The 16,747-nt window shown below is 68.2% G+C and carries 16 protein-coding genes; 9 read left to right on the top strand and 7 right to left on the bottom strand.

Going from position 1 to position 16,747, the window contains the following annotated elements; all coding sequences use genetic code 11:
- Positions 1-41 precede the first annotated feature (41 nt).
- The 3 genes from dhaK to dhaM all read left to right on the top strand — a co-directional run bounded on the left by dhaK (position 42) and on the right by dhaM (position 2,244).
- Positions 42-1,037, top strand: coding sequence for a dihydroxyacetone kinase subunit DhaK (dhaK, locus tag NDI76_RS08915; RefSeq protein WP_310923654.1), 996 nt, complete (start codon positions 42-44; stop codon positions 1,035-1,037).
- Positions 1,038-1,138: 101 nt separating this feature from the next.
- A complete protein-coding gene (gene dhaL, locus NDI76_RS08910) occupies positions 1,139-1,852 on the top strand; it encodes a dihydroxyacetone kinase subunit DhaL (protein ID WP_310923653.1) in 714 nt (237 codons plus the stop codon).
- Entirely contained in the window at positions 1,849-2,244 is a 396-nt protein-coding gene (gene dhaM, locus NDI76_RS08905) for a dihydroxyacetone kinase phosphoryl donor subunit DhaM (protein ID WP_310923652.1), read from the top strand. The genes dhaL and dhaM overlap by 4 nt, the downstream gene beginning before the upstream one ends.
- 30 nt (positions 2,245-2,274) lie before the next feature.
- Here dhaM and NDI76_RS08900 read toward each other — a convergent pair whose 3' ends face one another.
- Both NDI76_RS08900 and glpK read right to left on the bottom strand, forming a co-directional pair.
- Positions 2,275-3,333, bottom strand: coding sequence for a DUF7973 family transport facilitator (locus NDI76_RS08900; RefSeq protein WP_310923651.1), 1,059 nt, complete (start codon positions 3,331-3,333; stop codon positions 2,275-2,277).
- A gap of 1 nt (position 3,334) precedes the next feature.
- A complete protein-coding gene (glpK, locus tag NDI76_RS08895; RefSeq protein WP_310923650.1) occupies positions 3,335-4,876 on the bottom strand; it encodes a glycerol kinase GlpK in 1,542 nt (513 codons plus the stop codon).
- A 199-nt stretch (positions 4,877-5,075) separates the two neighbouring features.
- Between glpK and NDI76_RS08890 the strand changes: the two genes are divergently transcribed.
- The gene (locus NDI76_RS08890; RefSeq protein ID WP_310923649.1) at positions 5,076-6,299 is read left to right on the top strand and encodes an FAD-dependent oxidoreductase; all 1,224 of its coding nucleotides are present in this window, start codon (positions 5,076-5,078) and stop codon (positions 6,297-6,299) included.
- A 27-nt stretch (positions 6,300-6,326) separates the two neighbouring features.
- Here the strand turns inward: NDI76_RS08890 and NDI76_RS08885 are convergent, their stop codons facing one another.
- From NDI76_RS08885 to glpA, 3 genes are read right to left on the bottom strand one after another with little or no spacing between them, the layout of a single operon-like run.
- Positions 6,327-7,628, bottom strand: coding sequence for an anaerobic glycerol-3-phosphate dehydrogenase subunit C (locus tag NDI76_RS08885; protein WP_310923648.1), 1,302 nt, complete (start codon positions 7,626-7,628; stop codon positions 6,327-6,329).
- 11 nt (positions 7,629-7,639) lie between these two features.
- A complete protein-coding gene (gene glpB, locus NDI76_RS08880) occupies positions 7,640-8,905 on the bottom strand; it encodes a glycerol-3-phosphate dehydrogenase subunit GlpB (protein ID WP_310923647.1) in 1,266 nt (421 codons plus the stop codon).
- Positions 8,892-10,655: an anaerobic glycerol-3-phosphate dehydrogenase subunit GlpA gene (gene glpA, locus NDI76_RS08875; RefSeq protein ID WP_310923646.1), complete on the bottom strand. Its 1,764-nt coding sequence runs from the start codon at positions 10,653-10,655 to the stop codon at positions 8,892-8,894. The genes glpB and glpA overlap by 14 nt, the downstream gene beginning before the upstream one ends.
- 349 nt (positions 10,656-11,004) lie before the next feature.
- Between glpA and NDI76_RS08870 the strand changes: the two genes are divergently transcribed.
- On the top strand, positions 11,005-12,198 hold the full coding sequence (locus NDI76_RS08870) for an AAA family ATPase (RefSeq protein ID WP_310923645.1): 1,194 nt from the start codon (positions 11,005-11,007) through the stop codon (positions 12,196-12,198).
- A 35-nt stretch (positions 12,199-12,233) separates the two neighbouring features.
- A complete protein-coding gene (locus tag NDI76_RS08865) occupies positions 12,234-12,911 on the top strand; it encodes a phosphoglycolate phosphatase (protein WP_310923644.1) in 678 nt (225 codons plus the stop codon).
- Positions 12,912-12,923: 12 nt separating this feature from the next.
- Here the strand turns inward: NDI76_RS08865 and NDI76_RS08860 are convergent, their stop codons facing one another.
- Positions 12,924-13,133 carry an HEWD family protein gene (locus tag NDI76_RS08860; protein WP_310923643.1) on the bottom strand — a complete coding sequence of 70 codons (210 nt, stop codon included), beginning with the start codon at positions 13,131-13,133 and terminating at the stop codon, positions 12,924-12,926.
- Positions 13,134-13,269: 136 nt separating this feature from the next.
- Between NDI76_RS08860 and NDI76_RS08855 the strand changes: the two genes are divergently transcribed.
- Together NDI76_RS08855 and NDI76_RS08850 are read left to right on the top strand one after the other, a co-directional pair.
- Complete coding sequence (locus tag NDI76_RS08855; protein WP_310923642.1) at positions 13,270-13,827, top strand: class I SAM-dependent methyltransferase; 558 nt, start codon at positions 13,270-13,272, stop codon at positions 13,825-13,827.
- Positions 13,828-13,963: 136 nt separating this feature from the next.
- On the top strand, positions 13,964-14,119 hold the full coding sequence (locus tag NDI76_RS08850) for a rubrerythrin-like domain-containing protein (protein WP_310923641.1): 156 nt from the start codon (positions 13,964-13,966) through the stop codon (positions 14,117-14,119).
- Between the two features lie 82 nt (positions 14,120-14,201).
- Here the strand turns inward: NDI76_RS08850 and NDI76_RS08845 are convergent, their stop codons facing one another.
- The gene (locus NDI76_RS08845) at positions 14,202-15,224 is read right to left on the bottom strand and encodes a DUF368 domain-containing protein (RefSeq protein WP_310923640.1); all 1,023 of its coding nucleotides are present in this window, start codon (positions 15,222-15,224) and stop codon (positions 14,202-14,204) included.
- 150 nt (positions 15,225-15,374) lie between these two features.
- On the opposite strand from NDI76_RS08845, the gene aglM reads away from it, so the two are divergent.
- Entirely contained in the window at positions 15,375-16,667 is a 1,293-nt protein-coding gene (gene aglM, locus NDI76_RS08840) for a UDP-glucose 6-dehydrogenase AglM (RefSeq protein ID WP_310923639.1), read from the top strand.
- The last annotated feature ends 80 nt before the right edge of the window (positions 16,668-16,747 follow it).

The raw sequence follows: 16,747 nt of genomic DNA, 5'->3' as shown, positions 1-16,747 counted from the left end.
ACGGCGAAAGCTTTTGCCGTCTTCTGACGACCTACACGTGTATGAAGAAACTCGTTAACGACCCATCGGACTACGTGGACGAGATGCTCGACGGGATGCTGGCGGCGCATCCCGATAGGCTCCGTCGTCTCGACGGGACGAAGGTGCTCGTCCGCGCCGACGCGCCGGTGGACGGGAAGGTGGGCGTCGTCTCCGGGGGCGGGAGCGGCCACGAACCGACGCACGCGGGCTACATCGGCGACGGGATGCTCGACGGCGCGGCGGCGGGCGAGGTGTTCACCTCCCCGACGGCGAACGAACTGAACGAGATGGTGCAGGCCTGCGACGCCGGCGAGGGCGTCCTCTGCGTCGTGAAGAACTACGAGGGCGACGTGATGAACTTCGACACGGCCGCGGAGATGGCCGAGATGGAGGACGCCGAGGTGGCGCAGGTAGTCGTCGACGACGACGTCGCGGTGGAAGACTCGCTGTACACCTCGGGTCGCCGCGGCGTCTGCGGCACCATCCTCGTCCACAAGGCCGTCGGCGCGAAGGCCGCCGCGGGCGCGTCCTTGGAGGAGGTACAGGCCGTCGGCGAGAAGGTCGTCGAGAACGTGGGGACGATGGGCGTGGCGCTCACCTCCTGTGTGACCCCCGAGAAGGGCGAACCGACGTTCGATTTGGGAGACGAGGAGATAGAACTCGGCATCGGCATCCACGGCGAACCCGGAACCGAACGCACCGGGATGATGACCGCCGACGAGGTGGCCGACCACCTCACCGGGAAGGTGCTGGAGGACCTCGACGTCGAGTCCGGGGAGGAAGTCGTCACCATCGTCAACGGGATGGGCGGCACCCCGCAGTCGGAACTGTTCATCGTCAACCGGCGGGTCCAGCAGATACTCGACGAGGAGGGCGTTGAGACGTGGGACGCGTGGGTCGGCGACTACATGACCTCCCTCGACATGATGGGCTGTTCGGTAACCGTCTGCCGCGTCGACGACGAACTGAAGGACCTGTTCGAGGCCGAGGCGGACACGCCGGCGCTGAAGCGCTGAGCGCTCGCCGACGCCGACGCCGACGCCGAGACGAAAACCGACCGACACGACTACTTTTCCGTTCGCCGTAGTTTCAAGCCGACCGGCGCCGTTCACCCGGTATGGTAGACGAATCCGTTCAGCGAGAGGCGCTCGTGGCCGCCGTCGAGAACGTGGCGGCGCGCATCGAGTCGGAGAAGTCCCACCTCACGGACCTCGATTCGGCAATCGGCGACGCCGACCACGGCAACAACATGCACCGGGGCTTCCAGGCCGTCGCGGAGAAGACAGACGAGTTCGAGGGGATGGACGTCGACGAACTCGTCAAGACCATCGGGACGACCATCATCGGCAACGTCGGCGGCGCGGCCGGTCCGCTGTACGGCGGGTCCATCATGACCGCGAGCCAGGAACTCGAAGGCGGCATCACCGCCGAAACCTCCGTCGCCTTCGCGGAGGCGTACTTGGAGAAGGTGAAAGACCGCGGCGACGCGCCCGTCGGCGCGAAGACGATGGTCGACGCGCTGACGCCCGCCGTGCACACGTACAAAAAGTCCATCGAGCACGACGACCTGCCGCCGCTGACGGCCCTCGCGAAGGCCGTCGACGCGGCCGAACGCGGCGTCAACTTCACCGTCCCGCTACGGGCGTCGAAGGGCCGCGCGTCGTTCCTCGGGTGGCGGTCGGTCGGCCACCAGGACCCCGGCGCGACGAGCACGCTGTTCATCTTGGAGGAGATTCTCGACACCGCCTCGGAGTATCTGGAGGGTGAGACGGACGCCGAAGCGGTCGCCGAGTCGGTTCCCGACGAGGACCCCGAGGAGGCGCAGGAATGATCGGACTCGTCGTCGTCTCGCACAGCGCGAAGGCGGCGGAGGGCATCCGCGACATCGCCGCGCAGATGGGCGGCGGCGACGCCCGCATCGAACCCGCCGGCGGCGACGGCGACGACGGCGGGGAGATAGGCACGAACGCCAACCGCATCGGCGAGGCCATCGACGCCGCGGACGACGGCGACGGCGTCGTCGTCCTCGTCGACCTCGGCAGCGCCGTGATGAACACCGAACTCGCCTTGGAAATGACCGACGCCGAGGCGGTCATCGCCGATGCGCCCGTCCTCGAAGGAGCGCTGAACGCCGCCGTCGAGGCAACGTCGTCGAAGGCGACGCTCGACTCGGTAGTCGAGTCCGCGGAGGACGCGCGCGAGTACCACAAGCTGAACGACTGAGAACGTAAAAAAGAGGTATCGACGCTATTTTCAGAGGCCGAGCGTGGCGACCCACGAGGAACTCGGGAAGACGCCGGCGATGTACAGCACCGCGACGAGGAACGTCCCGAAGACGATGGCGGCCGCCGGCGGGTCCCAGTGGGTGTCGCCGTGCGCGTAGAAGATGCGCTGGAACATCTCGCCGAACAGGCCGCAGACGACGCCGAAGACGGCGCCGACGACGAGGGCGACGAGGAGCGACCCCTCGCCGCCGTTGGTTACCGCGAGCGCCGCCGTGCTGGCCGGGAGCGCCATGTGGTGCGTCACCGGGATGCGCTCGACGCCGAGGTTGAGAAAGAGGAGCGAGGCGGCGCTGATGCCGAACGCGAGGAACGCGCTGCCCGTCACCATGGCGATGTAGGCGCCGAGGATGCCGACGACGAGGCTGACCATCGCCACGTTCGCCCACTTGTACTGGTGGGGGAGCCACGGTTCGACGGCGAGGCGGGACGGCGCCGCCGCCGTCCCTCCGTCCGTCTTCACGTTCCCGCCCCCGCCGTCCGTCGCCGCGTCGCCGATGACGCGCATCTCCTCTCGTTCGAACGGCGACATGTCGAGGAGGCTCTTCCCGCGGCGCTTTCCGACCAGGTCGTAGCCGAACGCGACGCGGTGGATGAGCGCCGAGAGCGTGACGCCCATTGCGATGTGGTCGTACGGCATGGCGAACGTCCCCGAGAGGACCGTCAGCCAGTAGCCGACGATACCGAAGGCGCCCCCGACGGCCAGCACGTCCGGTTTGGTTCCGAGGGCGAACCCGATGTTCTTCGCCTCGTAGTAGTCGAACCCCGAGTTCATGTAGCCCTTCTTCGCCGCGTACGCCGCCGCGGCCGCGCCGCCGGCGAAGCTGATAGCAGGAGAAAACGGCGCGCCGAAGGCGACGGAGCCGGTGATGCTCCCGGCCTCGGCGTTCGCGAGCGCCGCCGCCTCGCCGGCGACGACGAGGAAGCCGGTGAAGATGAACGCCGGAAGCGCCCCCAGAGCGGCCCCGAACGCGCCGCCCGCGAAGGCGGCGATGAGAAGCTCTATCGTCCAGAGGTCGGCGAGCGCCATCTCACTCGCCCCCGTCGCGCGCCCAGTCACGGGAGCGTTCGACGGCGTCGATCCAGCGTCCGTACCGCTCGTCGACGTTCTCGGCGCCCTCATCGGGGGAGAACTCGCGGTCGACCTGCCAGTTGTCGCGGAGTTCGTCGAGGTCGCTCCAGTAGCCGACCGCCAGCCCCGCCGCGTACGCCGACCCCAGCGCCGTCGTCTCGTCCACTTGCGGCCGAACGATATCCGTATCGAGGATGTTCGCTTGGAGTTGACAGAGGTAGTTGTTCTTGACCGCGCCGCCGTCGACGCGGAGCGAGGAGAGGTCGATACCGCTGTCGGACTCCATGGCTTCGGCGACGTCGCGGGTTTGGAAGGCGATGGATTCCAAAGTGGCGCGAACGACGTGCTCGCGGCGGGTGCCGCGGGTCATCCCGACGATGGTGCCGCGGGCGCGCTGGTCCCAGTGGGGCGCGCCGAGGCCCGTGAATGCGGGGACGAAGTACACCCCGTCCGTCGAGTCCACCGAGCGGGCGAGTTCCTCGGTTTCGGCGGCGTCCTCGATGAGGGTCATGTCTTCGAGCCACTCGATTGCCGCGCCCGTGATGAAGATGGAGCCTTCGAGGGCGTACTGAACGGGTTCGCCCGAGCGCTGGAAGCCCACAGTGGTGAGCAGACCGTTTTCGCTGCTGACGGCTTCCTCGCCGGTGTTCATGAGCATGAACGAGCCGGTGCCGTAGGTGTTTTTGGCGTCGCCGGCGTCGTAGCAGGTCTGGCCGAACAGGGCGGCCTGCTGGTCGCCGAGCGCCCCCGCGACCGGAATCTCGGCTCCCAAGAACCCGTCGGCGTTCGTCGACCCGTACGTCGCCTCGTCCGAAGAGGGACGAACTTCGGGGAGCATCTCGGCGGGAACGTTGAACTCCTCTAAGAGCTCTTCGTCCCAGTCCATGTCGTGGATGTTGAACAACATGGTGCGGGAGGCGTTGGTGACGTCGGTGATGTGCTCGCCGGTGAGGTTGTAGATGAGCCAGGAGTCGATGGTGCCGAGCATCAACTCGCCGGCTTCGGCCCTATCGCGGACGTCGTCGGGGCGCATGCGGGCGAGTTTAATCTGGTCGGTGTTGTCGAGGAGCCACTCGGCTTTGGTCGCGGAGAAGTACGCGTCCGGCTCTAAGCCCGTTTTCTCGCGAACCCACTCTTCTTTGCCCTCGTCCTGGAGGGCTTCGACGCGGTCGGTGGTGCGTCGGTCCTGCCAGACGATGGCGTTGGCGATGGGACGGCCGCTCTCGCGGTCCCACACGAGGGTGGTTTCGCGCTGGTTGGTGATGCCGATGGCCTCCAACTGCGAGGCGTCGAGGTTCCCGTCGTCGAGAGCGTCGTGGATGACCGCCTCGGTGTTCTCCCAGATCTCCTCGGGGTCGTGTTCGACCCAGCCGGGTTCGGGATAGATCTGTTCGTGCTTCTTGTACGCGCTGGCCACGACCCGCCCGCCGTGGTCGAACACCATGAAACGGGTGCCCGTCGTACCCTGGTCTACCGCGCCGATGTACGTGTCTTCTGTCATCTGTGAATAACTCCGTATCGTGGGTCGAATCCCACCGCCGACGCCGCCACTGCGTCGAACAGTTAACATAGCCCAAGAAATCGCATAAGTGTTTCTCGAACTATGTGTTCGAGACAGTCAAGGCGGCCGTCAGAACCGGCCGCGCTCGGAGCGTCGCCGGCGCCGTCAGGCACATACCCGTCCGGACGAACGACTAGTGATGACGCGAAACACGGACGTTGTCGTGGTGGGCGGCGGAGCGACGGGCGCGGGCGTCGCCCGCGACTTGGCGCTCCGCGGCGTCGACGTGACGCTGGTCGAACGCGGCGGTCTCTCCTCGGGGACGTCGGGCCGGTCGCACGGTTTGCTCCACAGCGGTGCCCGGTACGCCGAGGCCGACGAGGTGGGCGCCCGCGAATGTATCGAGGAGAACCGAATCCTCAGGGACGTCGCCGGGGAGTGCGTTCGGGACACCGGCGGCCTGTTCGTCCAACTCCCGGACGACGACCCGGACTACTTCGAGGCCAAGCGCGCCGCCTGCGAGGAGATCGGTATCCCGGTCGAGACGCTCTCGCCCGAGGAGGCCCGCGAGGCGGCGCCGGGTCTGTCCGAGGACGTCGTCCGAGCGATGGAGGTGCCCGACGCCGTCGTCTACCCCTCCCGCCTCGTCGCGGCCAACGCGGCCGACGCCCGCGCGAACGGCGCGACAATTCTGACGGACGCGCCCGTCGAAGACCTGCGCGTCGAGGACGGGGAGGTAGTCGGCGTCGACGTCGGCGGCGCCGTCGACGAGGAGATTCGGGCCGAACGGGTCGTCAACGCCGCCGGCGCGTGGGCGGGCGAACTCGCCGCGATGGCCGGCGTCGACGTCGAGATGCGCCCGACGCGGGGAGTCATGGTGTCGGTCGAACACGAGGGTCTCGGACCGGTGCTCAATCGTACCCGCGACCCCGACGACGGCGACATCGTCGTCCCGCACGACGGCGAAGTCGTCCTCGGGACGACGAGCGTCGAAGTCGACGACCCCGACGACTACGAGACGGCGGAGTGGGAGGTCGAACAGTCCAGAGCGGAGTGCGCGACGATGCTCCCGGCCGTCCGCGACGCCTCCGAGGTGCGGACGTGGTGGGGCGTCCGCCCCCTCTACGCGCCTGACGAGGATTCCCGCGACGGCGCCCGCGGCATCTCACGGGGGTTCTTCGTCCTCGACCACGCCGAGGAGGGCGTCGAGAACTTCACGAGCGTCGTCGGCGGGAAACTGACGACGTACCGGCAGATGGCCGAGGCGACGGCCGACCGCGTCTGCGAGAGTCTCGGCGTCGAGGCCGACTGCCGAACCGCCGAGGAGCAACTGCCCGGCGCGGACGACCCGGAGACGCTTGACTCCCTCGTGGCCGAGTTCGGCGGCGCGGGGCCGACGGACGAGGACGTCGTTCGGCAGTAAAAGCGAACGAGAAAGAGGCGCGGAGCGCTAGACCAGCGCTTCTTCGAGCAGTTGGAGGGGGTGTTTGATGTCGTAGCCGGTGCCGTGCTCCATCTGCATCGAACACGTCGGGCACTCGGTCATGCCGACGTTCCCCTCGGCGTGTTCCATGTGGTCGAACATCTCCTCGCCGATTTTCATCGAGGTGTCGTACTTCTCCTCCTTCCAGCCGTACGTCCCCGAGATTCCGGAGCAGGAGTCGCCGACGTCCTCGATGTTCACGCCGTCGAGTTCGCGGAACAGTTCGACCGCCTGGTGCTCCAGTCCCTGGTTCCGGGCGTGACACGGCGCGTGGTAGGCGAACGACTGCTCCTCCACGGAGGCGTTTTCGATTTCGGCTTCGAGGTCCTCGTGGATGCGGAGGTACTCCATCGCCTCGTAGGTGTGCGCCGACACCTCGGCGGTGCCGTGGAACTCGAACAGTTCGGGGTACTCCTGCCGCAGCGACATCGAACAGGAGGTGCAGGAGGCGATAACGTCGTAGCCCTCGTCGATAAGGTCCGAGAACTCCGAGACGTTCACCTCGGCGGCCCGTCCGGCGTCGTCGAGCATCCCGTTGGCGAACATCGGCGTGCCCGAACACCGTTGTCTGGGAACGGCTATCTCGTAGCCGAACTTCTCGAATACCCGCACCAGCGCCTTCGCTACCTCGGGCGTGTTGTAGTTCGAGTAGCAGCCGTGGAAGTAGGCGATTTTCTTCTCCTCGGAGGACACCTGCGCGCCGCCGCGTTCGTGCCACCACTCGCGGAACGTCTGTTCTGCGAACGCGGGGAAGTCGCGCTCGGCGGTGATGCCGAGCACCTTCTCGTTGAACTTCTGGACGAGCGAGTTGTTGAGCGCGAAGTTCGTCAGTCGGGGCACCTTGCTGCCTATCTCCGCCATGATGCGGTAGTTCGAGAGCAGTCTATTTCTCAGGTACTCCCGCGACAGTTTGTCCATCTGCTCGTCGACGTACTCCCCGCGGGCCGTGTTGTGCATCTGGCTCAGGGGGACGCTCGACGGGCAGGCGTTGTCGCAGCGCATGCAGTTCGAACAGGAGGTGATGGAGTCGTCGATGTCCTCGTCGTCCTTGCGCTTGAGGCGCCACTGTTCCGGGCCTTGGAACTTCGGCCCCGGGAAGTCGTCGTCCACCTCCGCGACGGGGCAGGAGGTGTCGCACGACGTGCACTTGTAACAGTTGTCGGCGCCGGGGCGGAGGTCCATCTCTGTCTCGTCGTCGAACACCTGCACGGGTTCGAAGTCGGTCTGTTCGTCTGGCGTCGGGTTCGATGGGTTCTCTGCGTCGCTCATGTGATGTGTACTCAAGCCTCCTCGCCCGCGCGGCCGCCGGCGACGGCGGCCGTCGCCAGCGAGACGCCGCTGGCGGACTTCTCGCGGGCCACGTCCGCGCCGCCGACGACGCCGCCCGCCGCGCGGAGGTTCGCGAACTCCGGTTCGCCACTCGCCGTCGTGGGTCGCATCTCCTCGTCGGGGACGACGCCGAACCGCGCGAACGCGTGGTCGCCGAACGCCGCCGACTCCGACCAGTCGTACCGGTCCTCCGAGTGGGGGACGTAGCAGTCGAAGACGGGTTCGGTGACGCGTTCGCGGTCGGAGCCGATGCCCTTGCCGACGAGTCCGCCCGTCGCGAGGACGAACTGCTCGGCGTGGTACGGTATCTCCTTTCTCTTCCGGTCGACATACACCGCCTCGATGCGGTCGCCGTCGGCCTCGTAGCCGACCGCGGGGTTGCCCGTCGACAGGCGGACGCCCGCCTCGTCGAGGGCCTCGAACAGTCGGTCCTCCAGTTTGAGACCGAGGAGGCTCGGCGGCCCCGTCGGCACCTCGAACACGGAGACGCCGAGTCGACTTTCGAGTTCCTCGCGCACCTCCGCGTCGTGGTCGTCGCCGAGCATCGCCGGGAAGCCGACCCGCTCCTCGTCCGTCAGGTGCTCCTCGACGGCCTCCGCGAGGACGCGGCGGACGCCGCGGCCGTCGTCGGTCGTCTCGTCCCGGTCCAGCGCCCGGGCGAACCGCGACGCCCGGGCGTCGTCCCGGAACCGAATGGGGAACGGAATCGTGACGCCGCGCGCCTCGAACGGGACGCCCGCGGCGACGACGTGGTCGGCGACGACGGGCGCAGAGAAGTCGGTCGTCGACTCGAAGCCGACGAACAGGGCGTCCTCGTCGATGCTGGCGAGGCCGGGGGCGACCGAGTTCGGGTATCGGGCCGTCGGTTTGACCGTCCCGCCGTAGGTCGGAACGAGGGCGTTCGTATCGGTGTGACCGCCGGCGTACGCGTCGCCGACGGCGTCGTCGAAGATGCGCAGGCCCTCTCTGACGCCCTCCTCGCCGACGAGGCGGTACGGGTGGTCGTCGGGCAGGTCGGCCATCGCGCCGTAGGGGTCCGCGCGGGGGCCGTCGCCGTCGACGTAGCCGAGCACGTCTATCAGCCCGCTGGCCTGCCGGAGCGTGCTCTTCTTGTGCGCGACGAGGCGGACGGACTTTCCGGTCTCCCGCGCCGCGAGGGCCGCCGTCGCGGCGGCGAGGCCGCCGCCGACGACGAGCACGTCCTCACGAATCGGCATTCTCTCCCTCCCGTCCCCCGTCCGTCGCTGCGCGGTCCGGGTCGTCCCCGGTCGTCCCGCCGGCCGCGGCCGACGGCGACGCGCCCACGTCGAACGCGGCGAAGTCGACCGCCGAATCGGAGGCGGCGGGGTCGCCGTCGCGGTTCATCGTCGTCGCGTGGAGCATGTGCTTCAACATGGCCTGAGACAGTTGCTCGCCCCAGAGGGCGTGTCGCTCGCCCTTCCAGCGTTCCTGGTAGAGTTCGTCCAAGGAGTCGCGGACGACGAGTTCGTCGTGGTCGTGTATCAGTTCGTTCGCCATCCGGTGACAGCAGAACGCGCCCTGACAGTTGCCCATCGAGGAGCGAGTGCGGATGCGGACGGCGTTGAGGTCGGTGCCGGAGTGGTCGATGGCGTCGTGAATCTCCGCGCGGGTGACCGCCTCGCAGTCGCAGACGACCGGGTTCGGGCCGTCCCACCCTCCGAGGACGTCGTCGGTGCGCGACCCGAGTCGCTGCGCGCTCCGGCGACCGACGGGCGAGCGAATGCCGAACTCATCCATCCACTCGCGGAGGACGGAGAAGTCAGACGACCCCGGAAGCGGCTCTTCGGCCGTCCGGCACGTCGCCTCGACGCCGAGTTTCTCGCAGACGTGGTTCGATATCTTCTCGGCCATCATGCGGTAGGTGGTCAGTTTCCCGCCGACGATGGAGGCCATGCCCGGCAGGCCGTCCCGGTCGGCGTGGTCGAGGAGGAAGAAATCGCGCGTGATGTCCGTCGGGTCGACCGTGCCGGTTCCCGGCGGTTCGTAGAGCGGGCGGACGCCCCAGAACGAGCGGATGGTCCGCGCCTCCGAGAGCATCGGAACGAGTTCGGAGAGCGTGTCTATCATCAGGTCGACCTCCCAGCCCTCCTCGGGGTAATCCTCGGGGTCCTCGACCTCCTCGTCGGTCGTGCCGAGGATGCAGGTGGTCTCGTGCGGGACGATGATGTCGGCGTCCCCCTTGGGCCGACAGCGGTTCACTACCGTGTCGACCTGCCGGACGTTCATGATGGTCATGACGCCTTTCGAGGGGCGGACGGCGACGTCGACGCCGGCCATATCGCCGATCTGACCGGCCCACGCGCCCGTCGCGTTCACGACGTAGTCGGCGTACAGTTTCTCTCGGGTACCCGGTTCGCCCTTCCCGATGCCGATGTCCTTCTCGCCGTGTTCGACCTCGACGCCGACTATCTCGCCGTTCTCGACGAGGACGTCGACGACTTCGGCGTGCGTCTCGACGCGCGCGCCGCGGTCGATGGCGTCGGCGGCGTTGGCGACGCAGAGGCGGAACGGGTCGATGGCGCCGTCGGGCACGCGAATGGCCCGCTTGACGTCCTTCGCGAGGTACGGTTCCATCTCGCGGGCCTCCTCGCCCGAGAGCACCTCCGCGGGGATGCCGCAGTCGCGACAGCCCTGCAACTTCTCTTCGAAGTACTCGTCGTCGTCCTCCGGTCGCTGGACGAACAGACCGCCCGTCATCTCCACGCAGTGGGTGGCGATTCTCCGCAGGACGCGGTTCTCCTCGATGCACTCCCGCGCGGACGGTTGGTCCGAGACCGCGTACCGCCCGCCGCTGTGGAGTAGGCCGTGCATCCGGCCCGTCGTCCCGTGTGTTAAGTTCCCCTTTTCGACGAGGGTGACGTCGAGTCCGCGCATCGCGAGGTCGCGCACGATGCCGCACCCGGTCGACCCGCCGCCGATGACGAGGACGCTCGGCGTTTCGGTCATCTCACCTTCGAGTGGTGGGACCGCCCGTACTTTATTTTACCTCTCATCCGGGGCCGAGCGTAAATTATTCCGCTATCGGGTCCGGAGTAACGTTCGTGCGCATTCGTCAGGTGGAGAGTTCCTGAAACAGCATATTTCCCCCGGTACGGCGCCGTGCCTCGGCGACACGAGCACGAACGATTATAATAGTTACTGGTGGTTGCCACGTGTTCCCCGAGGCGAGAGTGACGCCGAACCGCCGTCGGTCAGACGGCGCGAGAGCGCGAAAGAAACCCGTTCGTCGAGCGCGCCGAGACCGGGTGTTTTTATCGGTCCTCGGAGAACGAAGTAACGACTCCCGGAGGACGCCATGCGACTCACCGACAGAATCGACAGACGCCGACGCCGCGGAGACGGCTCCCGCCACCCCATCCGGGACCTGTCTGCGCTGGACCCCACGCACCACCTCGACGAACCCGTCGGTCGCGGACCGACGCTCGAACGCCTGCTCGACCGACTGGACCCGGCGTTCGACGGTCGCCTACCCGAGGACCTCTACGTTCACGGACCGAAAGGGGCGGGCAAGTCGGCTGTCGTCTCCGCGCTGTTCGCTCACCTCGCGGCGACAACGCCGGGTCGCCGAGGCGCCATCCGGACGACCACGCGGGCGGCCGCGCCGGCGGTCACCCGGTTCGCGTTCGTCGACGCGCGCGTCGCGCCGACGGAGTTCGCCCTCCTTCGGGCCGTCCTCGCGGCCGTCGTCGACGATTCGGTGCCCGAACAGGGCGTCGGCACCGCGGCCCTCCGCGACCGACTCCGCGCGGAACTCGACCGTTCGCGCCGACTGGTGGTCGCCGTCGACCACGTCGGCGAACCCGGCACGCCGGACCTCGCGGCCGTGGACGCCGCATTCGACCCGGTGGCCGACGCGCTCTCGTACGTCGCCGTCGGCCGCGGTGCTCCCGGCCCGGAGACGGACGTCGCCGACGCGACGGCCGAGATACCGGCGTACGAACGGCACGCCCTCGTCGACATGCTGACCGAACGCGTATCCGACGGCCTCGCGCGCGACGCCCTCGGCCACGAGACGGTGAGCGAGGTGGCCGCGTGGGCCGACGGCGACGCGCACGACGGCCTCGCGGCCCTGTTCGGCGCGGCGGCCGCCGCCGTCGACGACGGCGCCGCCCGTATCGACGCCTCGCACGTCGACGCGGGGTGTGACGCGGTGCCGGCGGACTGCTGTTCGCTCGGTCGGGTGTTCGCGCTCTCGGCGAGTCGCCGACGGGTTCTCGCGTCGCTCGTGTCGCTGAACTCGGCCGACCGCTCGTCGGTAACCGTTGCGGCGGACGCCGTCGCCGCGGACTCCTCCGTGAACCTCTCGGCGGCGACGGTCAAGCGCGTCCTCTACGAACTCGCGGAGTCCGGACTCGTCCGCCGGGTGGAGACGGCTGCCGACGGCGACGGCCCCGGCCGCCCCCCCACGCGTCCGGAGCCCAACTTCCCCACGCTCGTCTTCGAGCGCCTCGGCTCGGCGGACGCCGGCGGCACTCACCCCGAGCGGTGACTCTTTGCCGGCGTGCGCCGAACCGCGGCCATACCATGGACACCGACGCGCCGCCGCTGGTCCTCGACATCGACGGGACGCTCACCGACGAACCCGGCCGCCTCGACCCGCGGGCGTGCGACGCGCTCTCGGCGTGGGAGGCGCCGGTCGTGCTCGCCACCGGGAAGGCGTTCCCCTACCCCGTGAGCCTCTGTCACTACCTCGGCATCGAGAAGAACGTCGTCGCGGAGAACGGCGGGGTCGTCCTCGCGGACGGCGAGGTGACGTACACCGGCGATAGAGCGCGCGCGCAGGCCGTCGCGGACGAGTTCGCCGAACGCGGCGGCGACCTCGGCTGGGGGTCGTTCGACGACATCAACTACTGGCGGGAGACGGAGATAGCCGTCGAGCGGACGGCCGACGAGGCGTTGCTCCGCGCGGTGGCGGAGGAGCACGAGATGGAGGTCATCGACACCGGCTACGCCTACCACGTCAAGACGCCGGGCGTCGAGAAGGGCGTCGGCTTCGAGCGCCTCTGCGAGACGCTGGGGATGGACCCCGAGGCATTCGTCGCCGTCGGCGACAGCGTCAACGACGCGTCGACGTTCGGCGTCGCCGGCCGCTCGTTCGCCGTTGCCAACGCCGACGAGGCGGCGCGCTCGGCCGCCGACGAGGTGCTGGAGGAGTCGTACATGGACGGGACGCTCTCGCTGCTGAGCCGGATTCTGGAGTGACCGCCCCCCGACTCAGACTTCCGCCCCGTCGGCGCCGTCGTCCTCGAACGGCGCGAACGTGCCGTTGATGTCCCACTCGTGGATGCAGTAGCGGCTTCCGACCCGCTTTTTGCCGTCTTCTTCGGCCACCGTCCACGTTGTCTCGACGCCGTCCCATCGCTCGACTCGGCCGCACCGCTCGCAGGTCCGCTCCGTCGGCGTGCGGAGTGTCGGTTCGGTCATTAGTACGGGAGTGTCGTCGCCGGGGAAATTAAGCTTGCTCCCGCGGCGGCCACGCGGCGAAGGAGGAGGAACGAAGCGAGGGAGACCGGACCCGTCGCGACCGCCGCCGTTTTGAGCACTCGCGCGAACGCTCGGTATGGGATTCCACACGTTCGACGTCGAACGCGCCGACGCCCTTAACGACGAGGGGCGCTACCGCTACTGCTCGCGGGAGGAACTGCTCTCGTTGCTCGACCCGGACCCGGACGCCGTCGTGGCCGATTTGGGAAGCGGGACGGGCTTTTACACCGACGACGTGGCCCCGCACGTCGGCGTCTGCCACGCCGTCGACGTGCAGGCGGAGATGCACGAGTTCTATCGGGAGAAGGGCGCGCCCGACAACGTCGAGTTCGTGACCGCCGACGTGGCGTCGCTTCCCTTCGAAGACGGCGAACTCGACGCGGCGTTCTCGACGATGGTCTACCACGAGTTCGCGAGCGAGGAGGCGTTCGCGGAACTCGCGCGCGCGATTCGCCCCGGCGGCCGACTCGTCACCGTCGACTGGTCGAAAGCGGGCGACGGCGCGGACGGCCCGCCGATGGACGAACGATTCGGACTCGGCGACTGCGTCGCCGCCGTCGAGGCGAACGGGTTCGACGTCGTCTCGGCGACGACGCGGGGCGAGACGTTCGTCTGCGTCGCGCGGCGGCGGTGAACGTTCGAGGTCGTCTGCGCCTCGATACTGACGAACGTCGATTGTTTCGGAGAAGTACTAGTAGGTTCTAGGACTCTATTGCGACATAGGATGTACTAGCACAACTTTTTTAGCCAAAGTTGTGATACCAACTCACATGGTAATGAACCACGCGGAAGTCGACCCGTACTCTCCCGCGGAGGGCTACTACGAGTGCCGCGACTGCGACGCGCGCATCTCGGGAACGGGAATCACGACGTGCGAGGAGTGCGGCAGCGACGCCGTGTTCAACATCTCGGTCTCCCGAGAGTAACTGCGACTCGCGGATCGGAGCCGCCGGTCCGAGTTCGACTGCTCTTCGCTCGATTCGTCGCCCGGAGCGTCGCGCCCGCCGTTCAGTCGACGCTGCGGGCCGCGGCGTCCTCTGTTTCCGGCTCCTCGTCGTCTATCTCCGCCAGTCCGGCGTAGCGGTCCACGAGGAGGACGGCGACGGCGCCGAAGACGGCCGCGACGGCGAAGACAACGTACCCCTCCGTCGTCCACGTGCGGCCGAGTTCCGCGAGTTGGTTCGCCGTGCTCTCCACCGGGGCGCGGAGGGCGCCGACGATGAGGGCGACGAGGAAGGCGAGCGTCGGTTCGCGGTAGTGTTCGAGCGCCCAGCGGACCGCGTGCGCGACGGTGAACAGGCCGACGAGGGCGCCGAGCATGAACGCGGTGACGACGACGCCGCTCTCGACGACGGGGGCGACCGGTCCGCCGAGAACGAGTCCGATGAGACCGTCGACGAACGCCTTCAGCGTCCCCGTCATGTACTCGTACTGCCCGAGGAGGATGAGCAAGAGCGACCCGGAGATGCCGGGGAGTATCATCGCGCTGATGGCGATGGCGCCCGCGACGAACGTGACCGGGGCGCTCGTTCCCAGCGACGAGGCGGCCTGTCCGGAGACGACGAACGCGAAGACGAACCCGGCGACGGCGGCCCCGATGCGTCCGGGGGTGTCCACCTCGACTTCGGAGAACAGCACCCACGCCGAGGCGGCGATGAGACCGAAGAAGAACCCGAACGTCGGGACGGGAAAGTCGGTGATGCCCACGTGGACGACGCGGGTGATGCTGACGACGGCGGCGGCGATTCCGGCGCCGAGGGCGAGGAGAAAGCGGACGTCCATCTCGCGGAGGGCCGCGACGGCGTCGGCGCGACCGCCGGGGGTGACGCCGCCGAGGACGTCGACGATTCGACCGGGTGAGACGGCCGTGACGGCCGCGATGAGGCGCTCGTAGACTCCGGTGACGAGCGCGATGGTGCCGCCGGAGACGCCGGGGACGGCGTCGGCGGCGCCCATGCAGACGCCTTTGAGGAATACGACGAACCACGAGGCGGTGACCGCCCCCCTCGCGTCGTCGGAAGCCTTCGACATGCTCTCCCGTTCGTCACGGGGGTATTCCCTTGTTTCGTTCTCCGCGGACGCGTGCGACTCGCCCGGAGTCGGTGCGACTCGACGCCGTCCGGTGTCAGTTCTCGGGACGGAGGAGAACGTTGAAGCGCGCACGACGAGTGAAATCCGACAATGAGACTGAGCATCATCGGCAGCGGCTACGTCGGGACAACCATCGCGGCCTGCTTCGCCGAGGTCGGACACGAGGTGGTCAACGTCGACATCGACGAGGACGTCGTGGCGACGCTGAACAGCGGCGAGTCGCCCATCCACGAACCCGGCCTCGACGACCTCATCGAGGAGCACGCCGGCGACCGACTCCGCGCGACGACGGACTACGAGGCGGTCCTCGACACCGACGCGACGTTCCTCGCCCTGTCGACGCCCTCCACCGACGACGGCCACATCGACCTCTCCATCATGGAGGCCGCGGCGGAGTCGCTCGGAGCGACGCTGGCAGAGAAGGACGACTACCACCTCGTCGTCACGAAGAGCACGGTCGTCCCGACGACGACGGAGGAGGTCATCGCGCCCGTCCTCGAAGAGGCGTCGGGGAAGACGGTCGGCGAGGAGTTCGACGTGGGCATGAATCCCGAGTTCCTGCGCGAGGGCAGCGCCGTCGAGGACTTCCTCGACCCCGACAAAGTCGTCCTCGGGTCGCACACCGACCGCGCGGCCGAGACGCTCCGCGCCGTGTTCGACCCCCTCGTCGAACAGGCCTCCGACGCCGCCGTCGTCGAGACGGGCATCCGCGAGGCCGAGATGATAAAGTACGCCAACAACGCGTTCCTCGCGGCGAAGATATCGCTCGTGAACGACCTCGCGAACATCTGCAAGGAGTACGGCGTCGACTCCTCGGAGGTACTAGACGCCATCGGTCTCGACTCCCGCATCGGTTCGGAGTTCCTCGGCGCGGGCGTCGGGTGGGGCGGCAGTTGCTTCCCGAAGGACGTCGCCGCCATCATCGCCGCCGCGCGCGACGTGGGTTACGAACCGGCGATGCTGGAGGCCGCCGTCGCGGTGAACGACCGCCAACCCGTCCGGATGCTCGACATCCTCCGCGACCACGTCGACCCGTCGGGCGCGCGCGTCGCCGTCCTCGGCCTCGCGTTCAAACCCGGCACCGACGACGTGCGCAACTCTCGCGCGATTCCGCTCATCGACGCCCTCCTCGACGCCGGCGCGGACGTGGTCGGCTACGACCCCGTCGCGACCGAGAACTTCCGGGAGCGGTTCCCCGACATCGACTACGCCGACTCCGCGGCCGCCGCCCTCGACGGTGCGGACGCCGCTCTCGTCGTCACCGACTGGGACGAGTTCGCCGCCCTCTACGACGAGTTCGACGCGATGAACGACCCGATAGTGGTCGACGGCCGCAGCATCGTCACGCGCCGCGACGACATCGTTTACGAGTCGCTCGTCTGAGGCCGGCGCGCATCGGTCCCCTCTCCGATTCCTCTCGTATCCCTTCTCTCCGATTCGTCGTTTCTCTCTTCCGTTCCGCT

Origin of the sequence: Halogeometricum sp. S1BR25-6, assembly GCF_031624495.1 — an archaeon.
In the GTDB taxonomy this organism is placed as follows: domain Archaea; phylum Halobacteriota; class Halobacteria; order Halobacteriales; family Haloferacaceae; genus Halogeometricum; species Halogeometricum salsisoli.
The sequence above is the reverse complement of the archived record's forward strand: the minus strand, read 5'-3'. Positions and strand labels throughout refer to the sequence as shown.

What these genes read in the sequence shown, in the direction of transcription:
- NDI76_RS08890 (WP_310923649.1), top strand. Translation starts at nt 5,076, where the DNA reads ATGACGCGAAACACGGACGTTGTCGTGGTGGGCGGCGGAGCGACGGGC.
- dhaL (WP_310923653.1), top strand. Translation starts at nt 1,139, where the DNA reads ATGGTAGACGAATCCGTTCAGCGAGAGGCGCTCGTGGCCGCCGTCGAG.
- NDI76_RS08855 (WP_310923642.1), top strand. Translation starts at nt 13,270, where the DNA reads ATGGGATTCCACACGTTCGACGTCGAACGCGCCGACGCCCTTAACGAC.
- NDI76_RS08860 (WP_310923643.1), bottom strand. Translation starts at nt 13,133, where the DNA reads ATGACCGAACCGACACTCCGCACGCCGACGGAGCGGACCTGCGAGCGG.
- NDI76_RS08845 (WP_310923640.1), bottom strand. Translation starts at nt 15,224, where the DNA reads ATGTCGAAGGCTTCCGACGACGCGAGGGGGGCGGTCACCGCCTCGTGG.
- NDI76_RS08885 (WP_310923648.1), bottom strand. Translation starts at nt 7,628, where the DNA reads ATGAGCGACGCAGAGAACCCATCGAACCCGACGCCAGACGAACAGACC.
- dhaK (WP_310923654.1), top strand. Translation starts at nt 42, where the DNA reads ATGAAGAAACTCGTTAACGACCCATCGGACTACGTGGACGAGATGCTC.
- glpB (WP_310923647.1), bottom strand. Translation starts at nt 8,905, where the DNA reads ATGCCGATTCGTGAGGACGTGCTCGTCGTCGGCGGCGGCCTCGCCGCC.
- dhaM (WP_310923652.1), top strand. Translation starts at nt 1,849, where the DNA reads ATGATCGGACTCGTCGTCGTCTCGCACAGCGCGAAGGCGGCGGAGGGC.
- NDI76_RS08850 (WP_310923641.1), top strand. Translation starts at nt 13,964, where the DNA reads ATGGTAATGAACCACGCGGAAGTCGACCCGTACTCTCCCGCGGAGGGC.
- NDI76_RS08865 (WP_310923644.1), top strand. Translation starts at nt 12,234, where the DNA reads ATGGACACCGACGCGCCGCCGCTGGTCCTCGACATCGACGGGACGCTC.
- NDI76_RS08900 (WP_310923651.1), bottom strand. Translation starts at nt 3,333, where the DNA reads ATGGCGCTCGCCGACCTCTGGACGATAGAGCTTCTCATCGCCGCCTTC.
- glpA (WP_310923646.1), bottom strand. Translation starts at nt 10,655, where the DNA reads ATGACCGAAACGCCGAGCGTCCTCGTCATCGGCGGCGGGTCGACCGGG.
- aglM (WP_310923639.1), top strand. Translation starts at nt 15,375, where the DNA reads ATGAGACTGAGCATCATCGGCAGCGGCTACGTCGGGACAACCATCGCG.
- glpK (WP_310923650.1), bottom strand. Translation starts at nt 4,876, where the DNA reads ATGACAGAAGACACGTACATCGGCGCGGTAGACCAGGGTACGACGGGC.
- NDI76_RS08870 (WP_310923645.1), top strand. Translation starts at nt 11,005, where the DNA reads ATGCGACTCACCGACAGAATCGACAGACGCCGACGCCGCGGAGACGGC.